This is a genomic window from Rothia sp. HMSC061C12, assembly GCF_001815755.1.
Lineage (GTDB): Bacteria > Actinomycetota > Actinomycetes > Actinomycetales > Micrococcaceae > Rothia > Rothia mucilaginosa.
On record NZ_KV821875.1, the window covers coordinates 160979 to 186254 of the forward strand.

Genomic DNA, 25276 nt, shown 5'->3' on the forward strand with positions numbered 1-25276 from the left:
CTATGTCTCAGTATTTTTTTCCTTTTCGCAACCCACCCCACAGCAAACCACATCAAGCCATGGCGATTCTTGACCTTTTAGGTAAACCATACCCTTTTATTCCGCGCCATTCCGCCCGCCCCACCATTCCGCGCTATATAGGTGCAAAAAGACCCTAACTAGTACTTTTGATGCGCATATTTTTCGCTTAGAGAGCTAAGCCGCGAAACCCACATCACAAAAACCTTCGTTTGATGCCAAGAAGCCCACATTTAGGTCTAAGATAGTAGAGATAAGTAGCGAAGTAGACCCCACGGATCTATGGCGCTTAAACACAAAGATTGTTCGACAACGCAACATCGCGGGCGGGCGATCTCACAACCGCACAGAAGAGAGGTTGGATTAGTTTGGCTAACGTACCGAACGAGCACTCCCTGAGCACCCTTCTTGATGGCCTGAAGGACATCGACGTAGAAGAGACCCAGGAATGGGCTGAGTCCCTCGAGGACCTTATCAAGACTCACGGCACCGAGCGTGCAGAGTACATCCTTCGCGCGCTGCTCAAGGAGGCTGGCGAGAAGGGCGTTAAGGTCCCGACTCTGGTCAAGACCGACTACATCAACACCATCCCCGTCGACCAGCAGCCCGAGTACCCCGGTGATGAGGAACTCGAGCGCCAGTACCGCGCATGGATTCGTTGGAACGCAGCAATTATGGTTCAGCGTGCCCAGAAGAAGGGCATCGGCGTTGGCGGTCACATCTCCACCTTCGCAGGTGTGGCTGACCTCTACGAAATGGGCCAGAACCACTTCTTCCGCGGCCGTAACCACCCCGGTGGCGGTGACCAGGTCTTCTTCCAGGGTCACTCCTCCCCCGGTGTCTACTCCCGCGCATTCGTTGAGGGCGTCCTGAGCGAAGACCAGATGGACGGCTTCCGTCAGGAGAAGACCAAGGGCGCAGACGGTATTCCTTCGTACCCGCACCCCCGCTGCATGCCCGAGTTCTGGCAGTTCCCGACCGTTTCCATGGGTCTGGGCCCCCTGAACGCAATCCACCAGGCATCCTTCAACAAGTACCTGCACAACCACAAGATCAAGGACACCTCCGAGCAGCACGTCTGGGCATTCCTGGGCGACGGCGAGATGGACGAGCCCGAGTCGCGTGGTGCACTGCAGCTGGCTGCAAACGAGCACCTGGACAACCTGACCTTCGTCGTCAACTGCAACCTGCAGCGTCTGGACGGCCCCGTTCGCGGTAACGGCAAGATTGTTCAGGAGCTCGAGGCATTCTTCCGCGGCGCAGGCTGGCACGTCATCAAGGTCCTGTGGGGCTCCGACTACGACGCACTGCTCCAGAAGGACAAGAGCGGCAAGCTCATCCAGCTGATGAACGAGACCCTCGACGGTGACTACCAGACCTTCCGTGGCGAAGACGGTGGCTACATCCGCGAGCACTTCTTCGGCAAGTACCCCGAAACCAAGGAACTCGTTGCAGACCTGACCGACGAGCAGATTTTCAACCTGCGCCTGGGTGGCCACGACGACAAGAAGCTCTACGCAGCCTACAAGGAAGCTATGGAGACCAAGGGCAAGCCCACCGTCATCCTGGCACAGTCCATTAAGGGTGCGGAGCTCGGCCCCTACTTCGAGGCACGTAACTCCACCCACCAGATCAAGAAGTTCACCATGGAAGCACTGAAGGGCTTCCGTGACCACCTGAACATCCCCATCTCCGACGAGGAGCTGGAGAAGGATCTGTACAACCCGCCGTACTACCTGCCCGAGGCAAACCACCCGGCACTGCAGTACATGCAGGCACGCCGCAAGGAACTCGGCGGTTACATCCCCGGCCGTGCAAACACCCAGCCTGAGATTATCCTGCCCGAGTCCAAGGTCTACGCACAGACCAAGAAGGGCTCCGGCAAGCAGACCGCTGCTACCACCATGGCGTTCGTCCGCCTGATGAAGGACCTCATGCGCGTGAAGGGCTTCGGTCACCGTATCGCTCCCATCACCCCCGATGAGGCACGTACCTTCGGTATGGACTCCTTCTTCCCCTCGGCTAAGCTGTACAACCCCAACGGTCAGAACTACGTGCCCGTTGACCACCAGCTCATGCTCACCTACACCGAGTCCCCCGAGGGCCAGATTGTTCACGTGGGTATTAACGAGGCAGGCGCAACCGCTGCGTTCATCGCACTGGGCTCCTCCTACGACACCCACGGCGAGCCGATGATCCCGATTTACATCTTCTACTCGATGTTCGGCTTCCAGCGCACCGGCGACGGCTTCTGGGCTGCTGCCGACCAGCTGTGCCGCGGCTTCGTCATCGGTGCAACCGCAGGTCGTACCACCCTGTCCGGTGAGGGTCTGCAGCACAACGACGGTCATTCCCCGATTCTGGCGTCCACCAACCCGGCGTTCAAGATCTACGACCCGGCTTACGGCTACGAGATCGCTCACATCGTGGAGCGCGGTATCGAGCAGATGTACGGTACCAAGGACGAAGACCACAACGTCATGTACTACCTGACCGTGTACAACGAGCCGATTCACCAGCCTGCTGAGCCGGCAAACGTTGACGTTGAGGGCATCATCAAGGGTATCCACAAGATCAGCGAGTCCCCGCTGACCTCCGGCCCCAAGGCACAGCTGCTGGCATCCGGCGTTGCTGTTCCGTGGGCTGAGAAGGCTCAGCAGCTGCTGGCTGAGGACTGGGGCGTCTCCGCAGACCTCTGGTCTGTCACCTCGTGGACCGAGCTGCGCCGCGACGGCATTGCCGCTGAGGAAGAGGCTCTGCTGAACCCGAACCAGCCCGCTCGCGTTCCTTACGTGACCCAGAAGCTGGCTGGCGCTGCTGGCCCGATCGTCGCGACCACCGACTTCGCTTCGGATGTTCCCGACCAGATCCGCCAGTTCGTTCCGAACGACTTCGCAACCCTGGGTGCTGACGGCTTCGGCTTCGCAGACACCCGCCCGGGTGCACGTCGCTTCTTCCACATCGATGCAGAGTCGGTTGTTGTCCGTACCCTGCAGATGCTGGCAAAGCGCGGCGAGGTTGCAGCAGACGTTCCCGCGAAGGCATTCGCTAAGTACGACCTGCTCAACGTGAACGCTAACTCCGAGCTGGAGCAGCACTAAGCATTTAGCTGTAGAACCCCGGTTCTGCGTTAGAAGCTAAACGATGCCCCCGGTTGATGAATCATCAACCGGGGGCATTCGTGTTTTAACTGTGACGAGGTGCAGGGCGCCCGGGCTTTTTCCTGTTGATATTCTCGTTGACTATGCGTTTCTCATGTAATAAATCAGACGTGACCGGAGTTTTGATTGCCTGGTGCGTCTAGCCGGTGGTAGGCTTTAACCACCCTTCAACTATGATATTCGCCATAGTATTGGTGGATATTCAGGGTGCCCGACCAGCGGGGGGGGGCACGACTCACTCATCTACGAGTATTTACCCTCCATAACTCATAGGGGTTCATGATGAAGCTCTAGAATACTCTCCCAGCAGTAACGACGCTGCAGAAACACCCTTGTGCGTGGTCTGCCATAGCGTCTTAGCCTTTCGCTATGGGTGCACTCCCAAGCTAGCAAGCACTCCCCCCGAGATTCTGCTTATCGCTCTGGGATTCACATAGATTCCAGATTCTCTCGACACCCATATTCACCGAGGCATATGCTTTGCAACAATCAGCAAAATGCAGCCCCGCTTTCTTTACGGCCGCATATTCTTTATCCAATTAAGGAGGGAGAATTATGAACCTCAAGAAATTCTTTCAGCCCGCAATGGCTTTAACATTTGCATTCACGCTAGCATGCACATCCTGTTCTACAGGCCCGCAACTAGAACGTGATGAAACAGCCCAAGCAACTCTAGACTATAAAAACAACCGAATCATTACTCCACTCGAAGAATACAATGACCATTTAGATGAAAATTCCCAGTATTACACTCAAGCCTTGGAAATTCTCAGGCAACGCTGTTTCGCAAAACACGGCCAATCCTACGAAATATATATCCCGGATATAGAAGATAGGAAATTCTTTTCGTCCAGTCGCGAGTTTGGCCTCTGGAACCCCGAATACTCCGCCAAATATGGAAACTACAAGCGATCCGGGAATGCACCATCATACGGGGGATATGACACAAAAATCATGGAACAGTGCATGCCTGAAATCTTAGCCACGTTGAAAGAGATTGCCGGCATCAGCCTCGAAGAGCAAAGTGGCCTCACAGAAGCCTATCGTCGAATCCACGGTGAATCCTATGCAGCTGCCATGAATCATCCCGAATGGAAAAAATACCGTGAAGCATGGTGGAAATGCCTATCGGATAAAGGTCTAACGCCACGAAAGGGCGATGAAGAATGGGAAACACAAGAGCTATCAGATGCAACCCGCGCTAGTGGTGATAATAATGCCCCGGCCTCAGAAGAAGAAATTCGAATCAGTGTCATTGAAGCACAATGCAGTAAAGATACAGGAATGGCTCAAGGTCTTGCCAACCTCGTAGCCTCATATCAAAAACCGCTCATTCGAGATAATGAAACAAAACTAGAAGAACAGCGAAAGCAGCTATCAGAAGTTTATCTCCGATATAAAGAGTGGGTTCTCAAAAACCAATAAATATAATGCCCCCGGTTGATAAATCATCAATCGGGGACATTTATATTTATTAATTACTCTACAGATAGAGCGGGCTAATTGGCGAAGTGGCCGGTCACCTCCGCCAGACGCGCCGGATTCACCAAATCAGGGTGCGTACCCTCCAGCAGCACCGCACGGAACGACGACGCATGCGCCGCCCAACCCGCCGCGTCCAAATACGGCTGATCCTCATGCGGCACACCCACCAGCAACACATCACCATCAAAGAACGCCTGCTCAGCACCACGCATCAGTGCCGCTGAAGCACGCATACTACCCAAGCACACGCCCAGCTTCTCCTCCGGTAGGTACCCCATCGCCGAACCCGCCCGCTGCAGACGCTCCAACGTACCCGGCAAATCAAGCCGCTCATCGGCGGCAGGCTCCGGCAAACCGCCCATACGCAACAGCGCGCGGAAGCTCTCCTGCTCATCCGGCGCAGGCACGCCCTGCCACTGCTCCGAAGGATACGCATCCAACAGGATGACACGTTCAACCAGCGCACCCGCAGCCTGCGCCAGAGCCGCCACCTGCACCGCGGCAGTACCGCCCACAGACCAGCCCATCAACGCAAAACGACGCGGCAACGAACGCTCCGCCAGGGTCTTCTCGATCAGCTTCAGGTAGCCCTCAGCCAGCTCCTGCAAACTCGACGCAAACCCGGCATTCGGGTCAGAGAACGCCTCAGCCTGCACAGCATACACACCCTGCTGAGCCGGAAGATGCGAAAGGTACCCCGCATAGCACCAGCCCAAACCACCAGCAGGCGGCAGAATAAACAGCGGCGCGGGGGCACCGGTAGTATCGGGGACAACGGGCTGCTCACGCTGAGTCACAACGTGTTCGCGCTGAGTCAAAATGTGCTCACGCAGCGGCAGAACCGGCGCGAACTCCGCACCCTCGCCACGCTCGCCCGCAATGGACGCCGCCAAAGCCTGCACTGTCGGATGCGCAAACAGCGCACCAATGCTCACGCTCAGACCCAGCTGCTCCTCAACCGCGGCAATCACCTCAAGAGCCGCCAGCGAATGACCACCCGAGGCGAAGAAATCCTCATCCACGCCGAAACGCTCACGACCCAGCACACCGGCAATAATCGAGCACAGCTGCTGCTCCAGCAGACCGTGCGGACCCTCAGCATCGGAAGTCTGAGGGGTCAGGTCCAGGGACGCCAACAGCTTGCGATCCGCCTTACCGGAGGGGCTCACCGGCAGAGCAGGCAGGGTATGCCACAGGGTCGGAACCATGTAGTCCGGCAGAACCTGCGCACAATGCTCACGCGCCGCCTCCACCAGCTGCTCGGCACGCTCAGCGGGCACGTCGCCGACCTCCAGCACCGCCGCCAGGGCAGGCTCACGCAGGCCGCGGTACAGCAGAGCCACCGAAGCGCTCACGCCCTCAACCGCGGCAAGAGCCATCTCAATATCGCCCAGCTCCAGGCGCTGACCGCGCACCTTAATCTGGTAGTCCGTGCGGCCGCGGTAGCCAATGACGGCGCGACCATCGGGAAGAATCTCCCAGCACGCCAAATCGCCCGTACGGTACAGGCGCTGACTCTCACCGTTCAGCAGCGCGAGCGCACCGGCGGGAGCCTGCTCCACGAAAGCCGCCGCGGTCGCCTGCGGGTTGTTCTTGTAGCCGCGCGCCAGCTGCACGCCCGACAGGTGCAGTTCACCCGTCACACCCACCGGCACGGGGTGGCCGGTCGGGTCAAGAATCAGGGTGCCGGTGTTCCAGACAGGCTCGCCAATGGGCACGCTCTCGCGCTGCGGGTCGGTGGAGGTCTCCCAGAAGGTCACGTCCACCGCCGCCTCGGTCGGGCCGTACAGGTTCAGCGGGTACACGCCCAGAACCTCGCCTGCAGCCTGCACCTGGTCCTTCTGCAGCGCCTCACCCGAGCAAACCACATAGCGCAGGGGCTGCTCTCGATCCTGACCGAAGCCAGCATCAGCCAGGATGCGGCGCGCCGCCGGCGAAGAGGTCAGCGCCGACAGCATGGTCGGCACAAAGTGCACCGCCGTGACGGACTGCTCGGCAATCACGCGCGCCAGGTAGGCGGGGTCGCGGTGCCCCTCCGGGGCGGCAATGACCACGGCGGCACCCTCGGCGAGAGGCCAGTACAGCTCCCACACGTGCACGTCAAAGGAGATGGGGGTCTTGTGCAGAACGCGGTCGCCCTCCCCCACCGGAATCTGGTGCTGCTGCCAGCGCAGGCGGTTATCAATCGCGCGGTGGCTGATGGCAACGCCCTTAGGCCTGCCCGTAGAGCCGGAGGTGAAGAGCACGTAAGCATCCTCGTCCAGGCCGGTTTTCGCGCCCGGAAGCTCCTCAGCGGCGGGTGCTGAGGAGGGAGCCCGGGTGGGCTCCTCTGCGCTCAGCAGCGGCAGGGTCTGCTCAGACAGTACGTACTGGGGCAGATTTGCGTGACGCTGCGGTTCCTGCGGGTTCAGCTCTTCCGCGCTCAGCGGCTGCAGACCGGGGCCGTGCAACAGCAGGGAACATTCGGCGTCCTCCATCATCACGCCCACACGCTCGGCGGGCAGGTCAGGAAGCACCGGCACGTAGGTGGCGCCAGCGTACAGCAGGGCGTACAGCGCCACGTACTGCTCGGCACCGCGGTGCACACGCAGACCCACCGCGTCGGAAGGGCGAACGCCCCAGTCCAGCAGCTGCGCGGCAAGCGCACGGGCGCGCTCGTCCAGCTCGGCGTAGGTGAGGGCGCGGTCAAAAGCGTAGGCGCGCTCCGACTCGGGGGTGAGCACCTCACCGGGCGCGGGGGCAGAATCCAGCACGGCGAGCGCCTGCGGATGCGCCGCCACCGCATCACGGAAGCGACCCAGCAGGGTCTTGTACTCCAGCGGGTGGTCGGTAAGCGCCGGGGCGGTCAGCTCGCGCAGGGTCGCAAGCTCCGCCTCGGTCGCCAAGCCGAGATTGTTCAGGGAGGCGTCCTCGCGCTGCGCCTCCGCCGCGTAGGCGGGCAGCCACTCGCACAGGCGGGCGGCGTGACGTTCCAGCTCCTCAGTGGTGTAGAGCGCCGGGTTCATGTCAATCTCGCAGGAGATGCTGTTGCCGCGGCCGGGCATGCCGCGCAGGGTGAAGGTCGCATCGGCAACCGGACCGGCAGAGATATTGTGAATGCGCGCGGTCGGTACCGCGGATCCGGACTCGTCCTTGGAGGGTGCCGCCAGCGGCAGCACCGCGTCAAAGGGCACCACGTTAATCTGCGCACCAAACAGCCTGGACTGGGCATTACGCGCGGTACGCTCGAGGTCTTCCTGACGAGCCAGCGGATGCTCCGCGTTGCGGGCGTACTGTTCCTTCACCGAGTGCAGGGACTCCGCGATGGGGCCGGTCGCCGCAACCTGCACCGGCAGCACATTCACGGCGGTACAGCCGGTCTGCGCGCTCGCCGTGCCCAGGGCGCGGGTCGCCTCCGGCAGGGTGCGGGCGAACATGCGGTTCATCTGCGGCACGCCGAACGAAGCCTGCGGGTAGCCGCCCACACGCGCCAGGTACGAGCCGACGGCGGCGGTCGCCAGTACGGGCCAGGAGACGGCGTGCTGCTTTGCCGCATCCAGCAGGGCCTGCTGGGTGGGTACGTCAATGCTGAACGCCAGGCGCACAGACTGCGCCGACGGGGAGGCGGTACGACCCGCCAGGGAGGTGTCTTCCTGTTCCAGGGCGCCGCTCGCCTCCCAGAAGGCGACGTCTTCGTCACGGGCGGTGGAGGCGGCATCGTCGGCGTCGAGCAGCTGCTGCAGGCTCATGCGGCGGGTTGCCGGAACCGACTGACCGGCGGACAGGGCGCGGTATATCGCCGCCACGCGGGAGAGGCCGTTGAACGCGGCGAATCCGTCGGCAACCACGTGGGAGAAGGAATGGTACACCCAGAGGAACCCGCCATAACGCGCCACTGCGCTGCGCACGGTCACGCCCTCATCGGTGGTAAGGGGCTGGGCGAGCAGGCGCTGTGCCCAGGCGCGTACCGGCGCGGGCAGATCAGAGTCAGGCAGGGCTGATTCAGGCAGGTCAGAGGCGTTCTCCTCCCCCGCCTCCGCAGTGTCGCTCAGATCCCCTTCATCTACGAGCAGGTCAATGCCCGCGAGGAACGCCTCAAGCGGCAGAATCTGTTGGGAGGCGGCACCATCGGCAATGCGGGTGCGCACGCGGAAGCCCTCGTTCTCGCGGTAGAGCTGCTCAAAAGCCTCACGCAGCAGAGCGAGGTCGGTGTCTGCGGGGCATTGCAGAACCTCCGCGGTGTTGTAGCAGGGGTTCGTCGGGTCAATCGCGGCGGCAAAGTAGATACCGCGTGCGTTAGTGGTCAGCGGCAGCCAGGGGCTGTCAGCGCTGTGCTGTGCGGAGGGGTTCGCGGCGGTGCGAAGGTCGGAAGCAGTCCCGAAGCTAGCGGGTGCGGTAGTATCAGCTACGCCCATGATGGCCTCTCAAAGGTCTGGATTAGGGGTCTGGATTAGGGATGATATGCGGTGTGTTAAAGGTAGGTGTGAAAGGTAGGCTACTGCCCCGCCGCTTCACGCTGACAGAAGTGCGCTGGCAGAAGTGCACTGACAAGGGTAAACGCAGCTACACAACACGGCGTAAAACCGGCGCACAGAAAAACGAGGCGAGTAGCAAACACCCCGGGCACCCGCCTGCATTCGCGGCAGGCGGGCACTCGGGGTGCGGTAACGCTTAGCCCAGGCGGGAGGCGATGAACTCCACGGTCGGGTTCTCCACCAGCTCGGTAAACTCAATCACGGCGCCCTCAGCGGCAAGGTCGTCGAGCAGGGCGAATGCGCCCATAGAGTCCATGCCTAGGGAGAACAGGTCGGTGGTCGGCTCGTCAAAAGCGGTCTGCAGGGAGTCGGGCTCGACGATGTACTTCTCCATGATGGGGCGCAGGGTCTCAAATGCGGACATTTTTCTCCTCAATAGGGGTAGGAATAAGGGCGTACGGTTTAGCCGAAAATGGTCAGCTCAAAGGGTTTAGCCGAAAATTTCGGCAAGCTTGGCGCGCAGCTCGCGGCGAGAAATCTTACCCACGTTCGTGGTGGGCAGCTCCTGCAGAACCTGCACGCGCTCCGGAATCTTGAAGTCGGCGAGCTTCTTCGAGGTGAAGAACTCGTGCATCGTGCGGCGCGGGTTTTCGCCCAGGTCGGCACCTTCCTGCGGCACAATGACCAGGCCCACGCGCTCGCCCACGGTCTCATCCGGGATGCCCAGGACCACGGCGTCAAAAACGTCGGGGTGGGTCAGCGCCAGCTCTTCGATTTCGTCCACGGCAATCTTCTCGCCGTTGCGGTTAATCTGGTCCTTCGCGCGGCCGGTCACCTCAAGGTACTTGCCTGCGACCAGTCGCACAATGTCGCCGGTGCGGTAGAAGCCGTCCTCGGTGAATCCGTAGCGGTTCGCGTTCTCCTCCAGGTAGTAGCCGCGAATCGTGTACGGGCCGCGGGTGAGCAGGTGGCCGCTCTCGCCGCGCTTAACCGGCTGGTCCCGATCATCAACAATCAGGATTTCGTCGTCGGGGCTAATCGGGTAACCCTGAGTCCTCAGGCGCAGCTCAATCGGGTCGGTCGAGCGGGTGTAGTTCACCAGACCCTCAGCCATGCCGAACACCTGCTGAACGGTGCAGCCGAGCACCGACTCAATCTTGCCCGCAACCGCCGGAGCCAGCTTCGAACCGCCCACCTGCAGGGTCTGCAGGGAGGGCAGGGACACGCCGCGCTTCTCCGCGGAGGCGACCCACGCCTGAGCCAACGGCGGCACCAGCGCGGAGGTGGTCACACCCTCCATCTCAATGAGGTGGAACGCAGTCTGCGGGGACGGATCCGCCGCAAACACCAGCTTGCCGGAGGCGCACATGACGCCCAGAATACCGGGCGAGCTCATCGTGAAGTTGTGCGCGGCGGGCAGCACCACGAGCATGGTCGTGTTGTTGTTCAGCTTGCAGATGTCGACCGAGCCGCGCACCGAGTACAGGTAGGCGGCGTGGGTGCGAGGAATCAGCTTCGAAATGCCGGTCGTACCGCCGGAGAGCTGCAGGAACGCCACCTGCTCGCTCGCGCGCAGGTTCTCGGTGTTCTGAATGACACCGGGCACGAACTCTTCAGCGAGCTCCTCTTCGGTCAGCGGGGTCAGCGGCTCCGCAACGTCAATAGCGACCGGCGGCTCCAGGGAGTTCTTGCGCAGCTCGGCGGCAACGTCCTCGTGCAGGGCGGTGAAATCTGCGCCCGGGGTCAGCGAAGAGAACACGTGCGCCGCAGCGTCGGTGCGGGTCGCAAAGTGCACGAGCTCGGTGGTGCGGTGCTGCGGCAAGCAGAACACCGGCAACGCCGCCGCCCAGAAAATACCCAGCAGGTACACCAGGTACTCGGCGGTGTTACCCAGCTGCAGCAGCACACGGTCACCGGGCTGCACGCCAGCCTGAACGAGGCGCGCCGCAGCGGCACGACCTGCCGCCTCCAGCTCACCGTAGGAGAGGCGAATCTGCTGGGGCTTGCCGTCCTCATCGAGCTGCGCGTGCGAGAGCGCCACCAGCGCCGGGAAGTGCGGCTTAGCGCGGCATGCATCCAGCAGGAACTCGGGGATGGTCTGGTCAATCCAGTAGCCGGCTTCGCGGTACTTCGCGGCAAAAGACTCGGGGATGAGCGGCGTGGGGACCAGGGGGCTACGTTCTACGGTCATCTTCTCTCGATTTCTGTGTCGTTTGCGGTTTCTATAGCGCTCACGTGCTGCGTGCGTTCGCAGCGTGATGCCATCTCGTCAATGAGGGCGGGTGCGCAACCTGCGCCGGGTACCCTTCGGCACCCCTCGCGGCGCGGTAGTGTTGCACTTCTCTTAGGCTGTACTTCTCTAGGATACGGGCGCGGCGGTGTTTACCCTAACGGGACCCCCGCACGCCCACCATGCGGGGTGTGCTCTACCCGTGCAGGATTCATAGGCGACCTCTCGCTACTCCTCAGCTAAGCTCCGCTCAGCGCGCTCAGCCTCCCGGTGGGCAGCAATAATACGTTCCAACGCCGGCACAATCGCACCGCGCCAGCACGCATAATCGTGACCGCCGTTGAAGGTCGTGCAGTGCGCATTCTTCAGGCCCAGCTTTTCCAGGCGCTCCTTCAGCTCGCGGTGAGGAGGCACCAGAACCCACTCCTGCTCCCCCACCTCAATCTCAAGGTACAGGTGGCGCAGGCGGTCGATCTCACCCGCCGCCTCCAGCTCGTCCAGACGGTCCATGACCTGCGGCTGCCACAGCGACGAAGACTGCGCGATTGCGCCGCCAAACGCCTCCGGGCGGCTCAGCACCGCCAGCAGGGAGGACAGACCGCCCAGCGACTGACCGTTAATCACAATGTTCTGCGGCGCGGTCTTAATGCCGTGCACTGCCTCCAGGTGCGGGAACGCGATCTCTACCAGGTAGTCGGCAATCGGGTTGTCGCCGTTCAGCTCCTTCCAGCGGTTCTCACGACCGCCAGAGTGCAGGAAGAACACGTGCATCGCCGGAATACGACCTGCCTCGTGGGCACGATTGAGGGTGTGCTCCATACCCTGGCTGAACCACATCTCACCGTCGAACTGGATGAACAGCGGCGCATCCGGGGCGGGGTCACCCACGCGGCCGAGCACATACTGGTGACCATCAGAGGTCTGCATCCACTCGGGGGCGGGCAGCGCGTCAATCTCTTCCTGAGTCAGGAGGAACTCCTGCACCGGCGCGTGCTCAAGCTGCACCACACCCATGCAACGACCGATACGGTTGCACGCGGTCTCGGGGTTCAGCGGGTCGCCCTCACCGGAGTCCAGAGCGGCGCGCAGGCGCACCTGGTCGTCATCACCCAGCCAGGCGGGGCGCTCGCCGGGCAGCGCCGGCAAGAAGTTGTAGGAGGCACGCCAGGTGGTTTCCATCTGTATGCTCAGCTGCCACCAGCCAGTGCCCTCGATGCGGGCCATGAGGGAACGGTCAAGGTTCTTCTCATCGGTCAGGCGGTTAATGAACATGAGCACCTGCTCCGCCTGCTCGTTGTGGTACAGGAAGGTGACGATGCGCTCGTTCTCACTGATGCTGCCGTCTTCACGGTGCACCGGCTCAATAATGGGGGTGCCTTCGGAGACGATCTCAACGATGCGGGCGTTCAGCTCTTCGGGGCTGACCGCCTCGGCGATGAGGGCGCTGATGAGGGGACTGTCCACGCGCGGTGCCGGTACGGGGCGCGGGATCTTGGGAGGGGCCGGGCGCACGGTCGGCGCAACGGTACGCGGCTGCGCCGAAGTAGCCTGTTCAGAAGTGTTCTGGGCAGAAGTATTCTGTGCAGAAATACTCTGCGCGGGAACGGTCGCGGTGGGTTCGTGCTCGCCCAACGGTTCCTCCTTGGTCTGTGGAAACACTCAATCGGTGAGAATCGGTGAGGAGGCGCATTATCGTTAGTTAGCCTCTACTACCTCACTCTATGGTATCCCTTACCCAAACTCCAGCCAAAGGGAAAAGCGAAAGAACCACAACATGACATTCATGACAGCGAGCGCGGGCTCCTAAAACCCAAGCGCAAAGCCGCCACAACCCCACCTAAGCCCAACCCAGCCCAGCTCAGCCCCACCTAAGCCCACCCCCGCACAGGCCCCGCCCAGAAGTTAAAAGAGATGAGGCACCGAGACCGTGCATCAAACCTTCAAACTGTGAAGGTCTCATGCGGCAGTCTCGGTGCCTCATCTACGGGTTCCCAAAATGGAACCTACCCAGTGCTCGGAGCCGTTCATGCGTCAAAGACGGGCGAGCACCGGGTAGGCGCCCTACGCGCAGGGGATCCTGGGTCCCTCAGATCCTAGCGTTCGCTACTCGGCGCAATGCCGAGCTTTTCCACCCGTACTGAGACGGTTGGTGCTAACTCCCACGCGGCTTAGGGGCGAAAACTATTCGCTTTCGCGGGCCGCCGAAATAGCGTCAGCGGCAATATGAATTGTTTGGTTCTCCTTCGGAATAACCAAAGGGGTGCCAGTGCATGGATCAGGAATAATGACCGATTGCAGGTCAAAAACTTCCTGGATAAGTTCCGGTGTAATTATCGCACGCGGATCGCCCTGAGCGATAATCCGGCCCTGCTTCATTAACACAACATGAGTAGCATACCTGAAAGCAAGGTTCAGGTCATGCAACACCACGGCTACCGTTCGCCCTTCGGAATGCAATTTCTTCGTCAGGTTCAGCACCTCAATCTGGTGCGTGATGTCCAGGTAGGTGGTCGGCTCATCGAGCAGAATCAGCGGGGTCTGCTGTGCCAGGGTCATGGCAATCCACACACGCTGACGCTGACCGCCCGAAAGCGCCTCAATGGGACGCTCAGCAAGCTCCAGCACGTTCGCCGCATGCATCGCCTCAACACAGGCGCGCTCGTCCTCATCAGACCAGGAACGCAGCAGCGACTGGTGCGGGTAGCGGCCGCGCGCCACCACATCCGCCACGGTCACGCCGCTAGGCGCCTCCGGGGTCTGCGGCAGCATCGCCAGGATCTTGGCGATAGCGCGGGACTTCATCTGCGGCAGTGGGGTGCCGTCCAGGCGAACCTCACCCTTCTTGAGCGGGTTCACGCGGGCAAGAGCCTTCAGGGTGGTCGACTTACCGCAGGCGTTCGGGCCTAGGATAACGGTCAGCTCCCCCTCCGGCACCTGAAAATCTACCCCGTTGAGCACCGTATGCTCACCGTAGGCAACCACCATGTTCTCGCCTTCAAGGCGGGTCGTCACACTAGCGTTCACTAGCTCTTCTTCCTTTCGAGGTAAATCAGGTAAATCAGGTACAGGCCGCCAATCGCGCCGGTCACCACACCCACCTGAATGATGCGTCCGGGAACAGCGAATCGGCCAATCAGGTCAGAGCCAAGCACCATGAGCGCACCCATAAGTGCCGCGGAGGTGAAACCCACCCCGCCACTACGAGACAGGGTCTTCGCGATGTGCGGTGCCGCCAAGGCGACAAAGGCAATCGGGCCGGTCGTCGCGGTCGCCAGCGAAACCAGAAGCACACCGATAAACAGAGCCGCCACACGGTACGCGTTCACGCTCACACCCAAACCGGATGCCACCTGGTCACCAAAACGAATCGCGCCCAGAGGTCGGACCAGCATCAGCAGCAGCGGAGTCACCACGAGCAGCAGACCCATCAGCGCGTAGGTGCGCTCCCACGTGATGTCATTGAGCGAACCGGCAAGCCAGGACGCCGCGGTCTGCGCCTGAGTCAGCGAAGCACGCACCACCAGCAGCGCATTGAACGCCGCCAGGGTCGAACCCACACCAATACCGACCAGCACCAGGCGGAAGCCATGCAAACCCGTACGGCGCGTCAACAGCCACACCAGCACCGAAGTCGCCAAGCCACCAACCACAGCACCCAGAGCAACCTCAACGGGGCCAGAATTGAAGACAATAATCTGCAACAGCGCACCGGTCGCAGCACCATTCGTGAAGCCGATAATATCCGGCGAACCCAGGGCATTACCCGAAATCACCTGGAAAATCGCACCCGAGAGACCAAGCGCCGCACCCACCAGAAGCGCCGCCACAATACGCGCCGCACGCTGCTGAGCGAAAGTCACCGTAATCTGCTTGCCCTCACCCAGCAGCGCCGGGATCAGCTTCTCCGGGGCGATCTTATAATCACCCTGCAACATGCCCCAAAACGCCAGCGCCGCAATCAGCACCACCAACGCCACATTCAAAATCAGCACACGCCACGGCACCTGAGCACTCAGCGGACCGCGCACAGTCAACACCGGGCGGCCACCCAAATCGCGGCCGCGACGACGCGCAGAACGATTAGCGGAGCTGGTGGCAGTCGCCGTCGAAACAGCGGAAGAATTCGACATTAGAGAGCCTCCACCTTACGACGAGTCATCAAGAACAAGAACACCGGGGCACCGGCAAGAGTCGCCACAATACCCACCTGAGTCTCCTGCGGAGCCACCAGCACACGCGCCAACACGTCAGCACACAGCAGCCACACCGGACCCAACAACGCCGAACCATAATTCACCCAGCGCACATCATTACCGAGTAGGGCACGCACCACAAACGGCACCGCCAAACCCACAAAACCAATCGGACCCACCGCAGCAGTCGCCGCACCGGCAAGCACCGTCACCGCCAGCAACGTCAAGTTCTGGGTCGTACGCACGCTCACGCCGAGGCTGGTCGCCGCCTCCTCGCCCATACTCAGAGCATTAATCGCAGGAGCCACAAAGAACGCCACCAGCATACCCAGCACAATCACCGGACCCACCGTCGACGCAATATCCATACCGCGGCCCTCCAGCGAACCGGCAACCCACACACGGAACTCGTTATACGCATCCTGATCAGCCAAAATCAGGCCCTGCGCAATCGCCGACAGCGCCGCAGAAATCGCCACACCCGCCAGAGCGAGCTTCACAATCGACCCGTCACGACCACGACCCAGCGTGTACACCAGCACCGCAGCCAACGCGCCACCAATCGTCGCAGCAATCATGTACTGCCAAATACCCATCACACCAAAAACCACCACGGAAGCAATCACAGCCACCGCAGCACCGGCATTCACACCCATCAGGCCGGGCTCAGCCAACGGGTTACGGGTCAGCGACTGCATCAGCGAACCGGCAACAGCCAACGCCGCACCCGCCGCAAGACCCACCAGGGTACGCGGAATACGCTGCTCCATCACAATCGTCTGCGCCTGCTCAGAAGCAGTGCCATTAAAAACAGCCAGAACCTCATCCGGCGGAAGATTATTCGATCCGAACAGCAAAGAAGCAGCCACAGCACCCGCCAAAAGCACCGCAAACAAGAACAGAAAAGCCAGGCGCTTACCCAACTTCTGCCCCTGAATCACAGACCCCTGACGGGACGTACTCTCCTGCTGAACACCTCGGGACAATGAGCTCGTGCGGGCCACTATGCTCCTTATGCTCGATACAAGAAAACGGGGAGGCGCACCCGGCACCCCGCCGCAAGAGGGGGCACCCGGCACACCGGTAGATAATGAGAGAAACGCCGGAGCGGGCGGGTCACTCCCCCACCCGCATCCGACGTTAAGTCTTAGCGCTTACGGGTCAGCAGCAGCGCAGCGGCACCCACAATGCTTACGCCCAGAACCACCACGCCAATCCACGGGAACGCAGCACCGTAAGTCACGGTCTGAACGGTGGATGCGGTGTTAGCCGCGCCCGAAGCCGAAGCGCTCGGGCTCGACGCAGTACCGCGCGCAACAGCCGAAGAAGATGCGCTCGCCGAAGCGGTCGCCTTCTTCTTCTGAGCATCTGCCGAAGCAGAAGGCGCAGAGGAAGCATTAGAAGAACCAGAGGTAGTACCGGAAGAATCAGCCTCCGAGTTCAGGCGATCGTACTCTTCCTTGGTGATGGTGTTGCCATCAGCATCGGTGTAGACGGTCTCAGCGTCAGCCGCACCGTTTGCAGAACCGTTGGAAGAGCCGTTCGAGCCGCCATTGGACGAGGACTCGTTGGAGTCGTTAGAGCCCTGAGCGTCGTCTGCAGAGTCGGAGTTGTTAGAGTTCGAGCCGCCGTTCGAGGAACCACCGTTGCTCTTCGAGCTGGAAGAGCCGCGGTTCGAGGAAGAACCCGAAGAGTTCGAGGAGGAATTATCCGAACCGCCCTCACCCACCACGGTGAACTCGGGGCTGCGGTTGCTGTACGCCTCGGTACCCAGGTACTTGCCGTCCTTGTCACGCTTCTCACCAGTTGCAAGGAAACGCAGGGTGTGGGTGCCAGCGCCAACATCCGGCAGAATGAAGGAACCGGAGACGTTACCGTTACCATCGGTCTTCTGCTGGTGCACCACGCAAGCGCCCTGAGCCGCGTCGGAGGGGCACAGGTTACCGTCGTCCACCTTCACGGACACCACAGTATTCGCGGGGAAGCCGCTCACGCTAAAGGAAATCACGCCGTGCTCGCTCACAGAAGAGGAAACGGTTGAGGAGGTGCCGGGGGTGGATGCCTTCGCACCGCCCGGAGGCAGAGCGGATGCGGTGCCAACGCCCAAGCCAAGCGCCAGGGTCGCGGCGGCGCAGGCGGTCAGCGCCTTAGAGGTCAGGGATGCCTTCGGGGCTCCCGAAAAAGGTGCACGCATGGTGGTCCTTTCAAAATTACCGGGGTCGAAGCTGAACGCTACCGGGTTCGTGTAGGTGAAGTTCAGTAGGTCGGTGCAGTTCAGCGGGTCGTGACCCGAATGGTTGGAGGCACCCGATCCACGCCCCTGTTCAAGGGTGCAGGGTCAAAAGTGTGGAGCGTGGACCGGTGCCGATGTGAATGTGTGGTCAGAGAGCTTACTTCTTGGAGGTGCGCAGAATCAGAGCCGCAGCCAAAACCACCAGGCCAGCCGCCGAAAGCAGCAGGTTGTTGGCGTTGTTGACCACCCACTTGGTCAGGCCGGTCAGCTCAGTACCCTCAATGACCGGGCCCTGAGCCTTGGTGCCTGCGGCGGAGTTCTGAGAGTTCTGCGAGCCCTGTGCGTTCTGCGAGTTCTTCGAACCGGCGGCGGCCTTCACAGCCTTCTTTGCGTTAGCTTCGGTCTTCTGCAGGTTAGATGCCAGGGTCTTCTGCGCGCTCTGAACCTTCGCCTTAGCCTGCACGCGGTTCACGACCGGAGCGGTGCTCTGCGAGAGCGCGGCGAGGGATGCATCCACGTCGGTGGCGCGGGTGCTGATGCGGCCGCCCGCGTTACGCATGGGAACCGGCGCGGTAGAGGTGCTGGTTGCGGGGTTCTCGTTCAGCTCTTCGACCAGCTGGTCGGTGGCGTCCTGCTCATCGCGGGAAACGTCCTGACGAGGGGTAACAGCGTGTTCCACGGTCATGTCAGCAAAACCGAGCACCGCATTTTCAGCGCCCTGGTTGCCGTTATGCACGACCACGCGGTAGGTTGCGGCGGGCATGCTCACGCTGGTTTCGTAGCTGAAGCTGCGGTTGCCATCCAGACGCTTCCAGCCGGAGCCGTAGAGGGTCTGCGGGGAGTTGCCAAGGTAGGTCGCGGCGTACACCCAGGTGCCCGGTTCAGCGTTCGGCACGGTCACGGTCACGGTGGAGCCGTCACGGCTCACCTGCACGCCATTACCGTTAGTCAGTTCGGAGGCGTTGACCGGCTCGGGCGCGTCACCGGGGGCGTACTCACCGATGGTGAAGGTGGTGTTGATGCCGCCCTGGCTGTTGGCGCCGCCGTAGGTTCCGGATCGGTCGCCCTCACGCAGGCTACCGGTCAGCAGGCGCAGGGTGTGCTCACCGGAGGCGTACTTGGCGGCGTCTTCGTCATTCTTGAAGGCTGCGTTGTCGCGGGTGGGCAGGTCAATCCAGGCGTCGATATGGCCGTTCTCATCGGGGGTGATGACAGCCCAGATGGTGTGGTTGTCGTTGACCGCGGTGGCGTCGTTACGGGATACCTTGCCGTCGTCAATCTTCAGACCGATAACGGATGCCTTCTTGTCTTCGGGGTTGCACCAGCCGTCACCGGTCAGGTGCAGCTTGCCGCCCTGAACCGCCTTGGGGTTCTCGATGGTCAGGCGCGGGGTGAAGGAGTCATCGGCGGGGGAGCAGGTTTTCGAGTCTTCGCTGGGCGCGGGGGTCGGCTCTGCGGTAGGTGCCGGGGTGGGGTCTGCAGTAGGTGCGGGGGTGGGTTCTGCAGTTGCGCTAGGGTCAGCGGTAGGCTCGGCAGTCGCAGAAGGCTCAGCGGTCGCAGAGGGCTCAGCGGTAGGCTCAGCCGTCGCAGAAGGCTCAGCGGTAGCAGAGGGATCCGCGGTCGGTGCCGGGCTCGGAGCCGGGTCGCTCAGCGTAATATTCTGCGACACAGATGCACGACGGTCGTAGGTGTTACCGTCCGCATCCGTACCGCCCAGGGAACCGGAAAGCACCTGAATACGGTGGCTGGTACCCTCCACGGTCCAGCCCTTGTTCTTCAGCTGCTCAGCGGTCAGACCGGTGTTTTCGGGGGTCGGCAGGGACACCTCAACCTCAAAAGTGCCGTCCTCCTTGGCGGTTGCCATGAAGTTCGCGGGCGAGTTGCCGCCCTTCTTGGTGATCGGGTTAATCGCCTGGTGCGCTTCATCCGGCAGGGCGTCGAGGAACTTCACGGCGAACACTGCGCCGCGACCGGGTGCGGTGCTGGTAAAGCCGGTGCCGCGCAGCACGAGCTTACCTTCGCGCCACTTCTCGGTGGAGATGGTCACGGCAGCCTTAGCTTCCTGCTGGGTGGCGGCGGGAGTATCCGCGAATGCGAGAGTGGAGCCGGTCAGCGCTGCACCGGGGGTGATGAGCGCGCCGGCGAGAGCCACGACGGCACCATAGCGGGCTGCGGTGCGCACGGGTCGAGTTTCGGTCATGGTGGTCCTTGAGGATGGTGTGGTGGGTCGTGCATCCCCTTCCCGCCGCGGTTTTTAGGTCGCGGCGGGAAGGGGGGCGGAAGCTTCAGCGGGTGATTGCTTCACAGGGTATTTAGAACGGGGTGTTCAGAACAGGGCGTTTAGAGCGGAAGTGCCTTCTTGACGTCTTCAATAATGCCCTCGAGCAGCAGCGGGCCGCCGGTGGAGGTCCACTTGGAGCCGTCCACGAGAATCACGTGGTCGTCCTTGACTGCCTTCAGGTTGGTGAAGCCGGAGGTTTCCTTCGCCTTATTCAGTGCTTCTTCAGCGCCCTGCAGACCTGCGGAGCCCTGCGCGTTCGGGTTCTGCTGGCTTGCGCCGCCGAGGGTGCCCAGGAACATGTAGTCCGCGTCGATGGTTGCCAGGTTCTCCAGGGAGACCGGCTCGGAGTGGCCCTGGCCGTTGCGGTCCTGCGCCTCGGGGCGCTTGAGGCCCAGGTCGGTGAGCACCTGACCGGCGGGCAGTTCCTTGAGAATCAGGGCGGGGCCGTTGCCTGCCCAGCGGACAATGGAGAAGGTCTTGTCGCCGTACTTGGGGGCGAGCTGATCCTTCAACGTTGCGGCGCTTGCCTCGTATGCCTTGATGACTTCTTCGCCCTTGTCGACCATGTTCATGGCGTTGGCGACATTACGGAAGTTGATGCGCCAGTCGCCGCCCGCGTAGCCGCAGTAGACCACGGGGGCGATCTTCTTGAGGGTTTCGTAGGTTTCGGAGCGCTTGTCCACGCCGGTGGAGTCGACCAGAATCAGGTCGGGATCAAGGTTGCCGATCTGCTCGTAGTTGACCTGGGCGACGGTGCCGATGATCTGCACGCCCTTGGCGCGGTCGGCAAGGTAGTTGGGCACGCCGGACTGGCCGCGACCGGAGACGGAACCGACGGGGGTCACGCCGAGGGCGAGCAGGCCGTCGAGGGTGGGTTCGGAGAGGACGATAACCTTCTGCGGGTTGGCGGGAACTTCTACATTCTCGTCGTCAATGTCCTTGATGGTGCGGGTGCCGCTGTTGCCGCCGGAGGTGGAACCGCCGGAAGTGGTGGTCGTGGTGGTCTCGCTGCTGCATGCTGCGAGGGCGAGAGCAGCCGAGGAGGCGAGCGCCAGGCCGAAGAAGGCGCGGCGGTTAACGCCCGATGCGCCGTGGTTTTCGGCGTCGGTCAGCTCGGTTCGGTTGAAAGACATAATTCCCCCTATAAATGACTAAACTATACCTAACCTTACAGATATCTGAGTGTTACATCAAGGCGGGTTCAGCTTGGCTTCTCTGACCGTCAGGATGCCCGGTTTTACCGCGGAATTGCGCGGGGTAACATATTTCACGTTTTGTCATAGTCTTGCTGACACTATGTCATTTAAAAGGGTGGTCCTCCCCACCCTACACCCGCTTGACGGTAACTTCGCCTACGCACCCAAGCGCATACAAAACGCCCCGCCGCGAAGAGCCGCGACGGGATGCAGTCTTCACAACGGGGCGTATGAGGTTTTATGGGCGCGGGCAGCAGTATCAGAGTGACTGGGCACTGTTACCGGCGAGCACCGCTAGCAGCCGCAACCGCAACCGGCGCCGGAACGCTTGACCGATGCAGCCGCCGCACGCAGGGAGGCAATTGCCGCCTCCGGACCGCCGAGCGCCTCATCCACACCGTAGACCGAGCTACCGGCAACGAAGCAGGTTGCGCCCGCCTCCGCGGCACGCAGGATGGTCTCTTCGGTGATGCCGCCGTCCACCTGCACGGTCACCGGCAGGTTCGCGCCCTCAATCGCCTTGGCGGCGCGGGCGATCTTCGGCAGGGTCACCTCCAGGAACGCCTGACCGCCGAAGCCGGGTTCCACGGTCATGATCAGCAGCATGTCCAGTTCGCTGAGCATGTCCAGGTAGGGTTCCACGGCGGTTGCCGGACGCAGCGCCATACCCGCCTTCGCACCCTCAGCACGCAGGGTGCGCGCCAGCTTGATGGGGGCGATAGCCGCCTCCGCGTGGAAGGTCACCGATTCGCAGCCCATGCTGGCGTATTCGGGTGCCCAACGGTCGGCGTCCTCAATCATCAGGTGCACGTCGAACGGCACCGGGGAGATTTCGCGCAGACGCTTGACCACCGGCGGACCCCAGGTGAGGTTGGGGACGAAGTGGTTGTCCATCACGTCAATATGCGCGGCGTCTGCGGTGGAAATGCGCTCCAGCTCGCGCTGCAGGTTCGCGAAATCCGCCGAAAGAATCGACGGGTTAATGGCAATACCCATGGGGTTCCTTTCAAATCCGTGCCGTATGGCGGGTGATGCTAGGCGGTGAAGCGGCTAGTTCTTACGCAGCAAGGCGAGGAACATTGCGTCGGTTCCGTGCACGTGCGGCCACAGCTGCGCGGTGGTCGGGTTCTCCGAAGCCTTCACGACCGGCGCACCCTTTTTGACCTTGATCTCGGGGGTGTGGCCGGGGTCCTTCTCCCCCGCCAGCACGCTCACGGGCTCGCCGTTCGCGCCTTCGGTGTGCAGGGCGACTTCGCGCAGTACTGCGGCGGAATCGAGCAGGCTGACCGCGCCGCTTTCGAGCACCTCAGCCACAATGTTCTGGGTTTCTGCCGCGTGCGGGGAGCAGGTCACGTAGGCGATAACGCCGCCGGGGCGGGTCGCCTCAATGGCCGCATCCAGGAGCTGACGCTGCAGGGGCAGCAGCTCGGCAATATCGCGCGGGGACTTGCGCCAACGCGCCTCGGGGCGGCGGCGCAGGGCGCCCAGACCGGAGCAGGGCACATCCACCATCACGCGGTCGAAAAGCTGACCGGGCTCAATGGATCCGGGCAGGTCAGAGGCGTTCTTGCGCAGGGTCTCGCGGATCTGGCGGCCGTCGCCGGTGAGTACCGTGTAGCTGTCCTCGGACAGGGGGCGCATGGAGGATTCCACGAGCTGCGCGCGGTGCGGTGCCGCCTCGTTGGCGACCAGGGATGCGCCGCGCTGAATACCGAGCGCGCCGAGCAGCGCCGCTTTACCGCCAGGGCCTGCGCACAGGTCGAGCCATGCGGTGTCGGTGCCGTCCAGGGGTGCTGCGGCGAGCGCGCGTGCTACCAGCTGGGAGCCGGCATCCTGAGCGCGGACGGTGCCTTCACGTACGGATTCCAGGCGTGCCAAGTCGCCGGAGGCGTACAGCGCCGAACCTTCAACCAGCTCGCCGTCGACGGCGCCCTGTTCGCGTGCCTCGTCGAGGCTACCCAGGCCGGGTAGCGCCACCAGGTTCACCACGGGGGCGAGGTTGTCCGCTTCGAGCAGCTGCTCAATTTCGGAGGCGGGGCGGCCGTGCGCAACGAGTGCCTGGCGCATGGAACGCACAATCCAGGCGGGGTGCGAGGCGAGCAGCGCCATGCGTTCGGTGTCGTCCTTCGCGTCCTCGATGATGAGTTCGTACCACTCTTCGGGGGTGCGCTCGGAGACACGGCGCAGCACCGCGTTAATGAAGCTTGCCGGGCCCGCACCGATCTTTTCGCGTGCCAGGGACACGCTCTGGTTCAGCGCCGCGTGGGCGGGAACGCGCATGTTCAGCAGCTGGTGCACGCCCATGCGCAGCACAATCAGGGTGGTGGTGCCGACCTTCTCGATAGGGCGGTCTACGCAGCGGCTGAGGATTGCGTCGTAGGTGCCCTGGTGGCGCAGCGTGCCGTAGGTCAGCTCGGTTGCAAAGCCTGCGTCGCGGTGGTCGAGGCGGTGGCTACGAATCGCCTTGGGCAGCACGAGGTTCGCGTAGGCGTCAGATTCCGCCACGGAGCGCAGTACGTCGAAGACGGTTGCGCGTGCGGTGTCTGCGGTACGCGAGCGTGCGGAGGGTGCCGCCGCGGAGAATTCGCGGGCGGACATGGAGCGGCGGTTGCGTTCGTGGCCGCTCTTATTGCGCTGGGAGGTGCCGCCGCCACCGCGTTTGGTGTCGTCGTGTTCGGTCTTGGCGCGGCGTGCGGCGCGTTCGACGCTGGTCAGGCCGTCAAAGCGGCGGCCGGTGCGCGATTCGGGGCGGGAGTTGTCGTCCCACTTCTGCGGGCGGCCCTGCGAGCTTTGATTCTGCGAGCGCTGGTTCTGAGCGCGCTGGGAATTCTGGGACTGCTGGCGGTTCTGCTCGCTCACACCAGAACTCGAGCCGTTGCCAGCGCCGGAGCGGCGACGACGCTTACGCTTCGCACCGCCCTCACCCTGACCGCCGCCCTGATTGAACTTACCCTGACCGCTACCCTGGCTGAACTTGCCGTTGCCGGGCTTGCCATTGCCAGCGTGACCGGGCTTGCCGTGTCCTCCCTTGTAGGGGCGCTTTTCGTTGCTCATGCGAGTACCACCAGGCCTTCCGCCATGTCCTTGCCAGCGCCGCGAGCCCACGCGGGCGCATCCATCATTTTCTTGCCGGCAGGCTGAACCTGCAGCAGCATCAGGGGTTCGGTACCGGTGCCGACCAGTACCTTCTTTGCGTGCAGACGCACCGCACCGGGTGCGAGGGGGCCGCCGTTTGCCTCGGTCAGGGACTGCACCAGTCGTTCGTCGGCAACCGCCAGGCCACCGATCTTGAAGCGGTTTTCGCCCAGTTCGCACCATGCACCGGGTTCGGGGGTCACGCCGCGGAAGCGTGCCAGAATCTGTTCGGCAGGTTCGGTCCAGGTGAGGCGGCCGTCGGCAATGCTCATCTTGGAGGCGTAACTGACCGACTCGTCCTCGACCTGCACGGTGCCGCTCTCGCCCGCTTCGAGGCGTTCGAAGGTGCGTTCAAGCAGTGCGCCGCCGCTGGTGGCGAGGCGCATCAGCACGGTGCCTGCGGTGTCGTCAGCGGCTACGGGGGTGGATTCCTGTTCGAAGGTGGGGCCGGTGTCCAGGCCTTCTTCGAGCAGGAAAGTGGTGGAGAAAATTTCCTGCTCACCGGCGATGAGGGCGCGTTGCACGGGGGCGGCGCCGCGCCATGCGGGCAGCTTGGAGAAGTGCAGGTTGACCCAGCCGTAGCGCAGGGATTCGAGCGCGGGCAGCGGCAGCAGGGCACCGTAGGCGACCACGGCGGCTGCGTCAGCGTTCAGCTCGGCGATGGCTGCGGCGGCTTCGTCGTTCCAGCGGTTTGCCTTCACGATGGGCAGGCCGAGCTCTTCGGCACGTTGCGCGACCGGGGAGGGGGTGAGCACGCGCTTGCGGCCCACGGGGGCGTCTTCGCGGGTGAGCACGCCGACCACGCGAACCTTATCGGAGTTCGCCAGGTAGTCGAGCGGGGGCACGGCAACCTCGGGGGTGCCTGCGTAAATAATGTTGAGCATGTGAGC

At 62.4% G+C, this 25276-nt stretch carries 15 protein-coding genes; 2 read left to right on the forward strand and 13 right to left on the reverse strand.

The genetic code is table 11. From position 1 onward, the window contains the following. Window positions 1–386: 386 nt before the first annotated feature. A complete protein-coding gene (gene aceE / locus HMPREF3055_RS07710) occupies window positions 387–3119 on the forward strand; it encodes a pyruvate dehydrogenase (acetyl-transferring), homodimeric type (RefSeq protein WP_070690516.1) in 2733 nt (910 codons plus the stop codon). A gap of 615 nt (window positions 3120–3734) precedes the next feature. Continuing rightward, window positions 3735–4604, forward strand: coding sequence for a hypothetical protein (locus tag HMPREF3055_RS07715; RefSeq protein WP_070690513.1), 870 nt, complete (start codon window positions 3735–3737; stop codon window positions 4602–4604). 74 nt (window positions 4605–4678) lie between these two features. Here HMPREF3055_RS07715 and HMPREF3055_RS07720 read toward each other — a convergent pair whose 3' ends face one another. From HMPREF3055_RS07720 to fmt, 13 genes are all read right to left on the reverse strand, one after another. Further along, complete coding sequence (locus tag HMPREF3055_RS07720) at window positions 4679–9058, reverse strand: non-ribosomal peptide synthetase (RefSeq protein ID WP_210399387.1); 4380 nt, start codon at window positions 9056–9058, stop codon at window positions 4679–4681. Window positions 9059–9314: 256 nt separating this feature from the next. Then, window positions 9315–9542 (reverse strand): phosphopantetheine-binding protein, encoded by a 228-nt coding sequence (locus HMPREF3055_RS07725; RefSeq protein ID WP_005507422.1) that lies wholly within the window; start codon window positions 9540–9542, stop codon window positions 9315–9317. Window positions 9543–9608: 66 nt separating this feature from the next. Continuing rightward, on the reverse strand, window positions 9609–11309 hold the full coding sequence (locus HMPREF3055_RS07730; protein WP_070738783.1) for a (2,3-dihydroxybenzoyl)adenylate synthase: 1701 nt from the start codon (window positions 11307–11309) through the stop codon (window positions 9609–9611). 267 nt (window positions 11310–11576) lie between these two features. Then, window positions 11577–12980, reverse strand: a complete 1404-nt coding sequence (locus tag HMPREF3055_RS07735) for an enterochelin esterase domain-containing protein (RefSeq protein WP_141758483.1) — start codon at window positions 12978–12980, stop codon at window positions 11577–11579. Window positions 12981–13529: 549 nt separating this feature from the next. Further along, window positions 13530–14372, reverse strand: a complete 843-nt coding sequence (locus HMPREF3055_RS07740) for an ABC transporter ATP-binding protein (RefSeq protein WP_070738784.1) — start codon at window positions 14370–14372, stop codon at window positions 13530–13532. After that, complete coding sequence (locus HMPREF3055_RS07745) at window positions 14372–15478, reverse strand: FecCD family ABC transporter permease (RefSeq protein WP_070738785.1); 1107 nt, start codon at window positions 15476–15478, stop codon at window positions 14372–14374. The genes HMPREF3055_RS07740 and HMPREF3055_RS07745 overlap by 1 nt, the downstream gene beginning before the upstream one ends. Continuing rightward, complete coding sequence (locus HMPREF3055_RS07750; RefSeq protein ID WP_246826923.1) at window positions 15478–16527, reverse strand: FecCD family ABC transporter permease; 1050 nt, start codon at window positions 16525–16527, stop codon at window positions 15478–15480. Before HMPREF3055_RS07750 ends, HMPREF3055_RS07745 begins: the two co-directional genes overlap by 1 nt. Before the next feature lie 161 nt (window positions 16528–16688). After that, the gene (locus HMPREF3055_RS07755; RefSeq protein ID WP_070738787.1) at window positions 16689–17735 is read right to left on the reverse strand and encodes a plasmid partitioning protein; all 1047 of its coding nucleotides are present in this window, start codon (window positions 17733–17735) and stop codon (window positions 16689–16691) included. 196 nt (window positions 17736–17931) lie between these two features. After that, the gene (locus HMPREF3055_RS09520) at window positions 17932–19974 is read right to left on the reverse strand and encodes a peptidase (RefSeq protein WP_070738788.1); all 2043 of its coding nucleotides are present in this window, start codon (window positions 19972–19974) and stop codon (window positions 17932–17934) included. A 140-nt stretch (window positions 19975–20114) separates the two neighbouring features. Beyond that, window positions 20115–21188 carry an ABC transporter substrate-binding protein gene (locus tag HMPREF3055_RS07765; protein WP_070676737.1) on the reverse strand — a complete coding sequence of 358 codons (1074 nt, stop codon included), beginning with the start codon at window positions 21186–21188 and terminating at the stop codon, window positions 20115–20117. A 357-nt stretch (window positions 21189–21545) separates the two neighbouring features. After that, on the reverse strand, window positions 21546–22247 hold the full coding sequence (rpe, locus tag HMPREF3055_RS07770; RefSeq protein ID WP_070738789.1) for a ribulose-phosphate 3-epimerase: 702 nt from the start codon (window positions 22245–22247) through the stop codon (window positions 21546–21548). Window positions 22248–22301: 54 nt separating this feature from the next. Continuing rightward, window positions 22302–24305 carry an RsmB/NOP family class I SAM-dependent RNA methyltransferase gene (locus HMPREF3055_RS07775; protein ID WP_070738790.1) on the reverse strand — a complete coding sequence of 668 codons (2004 nt, stop codon included), beginning with the start codon at window positions 24303–24305 and terminating at the stop codon, window positions 22302–22304. Next, window positions 24302–25270 carry a methionyl-tRNA formyltransferase gene (fmt, locus tag HMPREF3055_RS07780; protein ID WP_049356625.1) on the reverse strand — a complete coding sequence of 323 codons (969 nt, stop codon included), beginning with the start codon at window positions 25268–25270 and terminating at the stop codon, window positions 24302–24304. Before fmt ends, HMPREF3055_RS07775 begins: the two co-directional genes overlap by 4 nt. Between the last annotated feature and the right edge of the window lie 6 nt (window positions 25271–25276).

Coding starts and splice junctions, on each gene's coding strand:
- HMPREF3055_RS07715 (WP_070690513.1), top strand. CDS start 3,735: ATGAACCTCAAGAAATTCTTTCAGCCCGCAATGGCTTTAACATTTGCA.
- HMPREF3055_RS07720 (WP_210399387.1), bottom strand. CDS start 9,058: ATGGGCGTAGCTGATACTACCGCACCCGCTAGCTTCGGGACTGCTTCC.
- HMPREF3055_RS07725 (WP_005507422.1), bottom strand. CDS start 9,542: ATGTCCGCATTTGAGACCCTGCGCCCCATCATGGAGAAGTACATCGTC.
- HMPREF3055_RS07730 (WP_070738783.1), bottom strand. CDS start 11,309: ATGACCGTAGAACGTAGCCCCCTGGTCCCCACGCCGCTCATCCCCGAG.
- HMPREF3055_RS07745 (WP_070738785.1), bottom strand. CDS start 15,478: ATGTCGAATTCTTCCGCTGTTTCGACGGCGACTGCCACCAGCTCCGCT.
- HMPREF3055_RS07755 (WP_070738787.1), bottom strand. CDS start 17,735: ATGCGTGCACCTTTTTCGGGAGCCCCGAAGGCATCCCTGACCTCTAAG.
- HMPREF3055_RS09520 (WP_070738788.1), bottom strand. CDS start 19,974: ATGACCGAAACTCGACCCGTGCGCACCGCAGCCCGCTATGGTGCCGTC.
- HMPREF3055_RS07765 (WP_070676737.1), bottom strand. CDS start 21,188: ATGTCTTTCAACCGAACCGAGCTGACCGACGCCGAAAACCACGGCGCA.
- rpe (WP_070738789.1), bottom strand. CDS start 22,247: ATGGGTATTGCCATTAACCCGTCGATTCTTTCGGCGGATTTCGCGAAC.
- HMPREF3055_RS07775 (WP_070738790.1), bottom strand. CDS start 24,305: ATGAGCAACGAAAAGCGCCCCTACAAGGGAGGACACGGCAAGCCCGGT.
- fmt (WP_049356625.1), bottom strand. CDS start 25,270: ATGCTCAACATTATTTACGCAGGCACCCCCGAGGTTGCCGTGCCCCCG.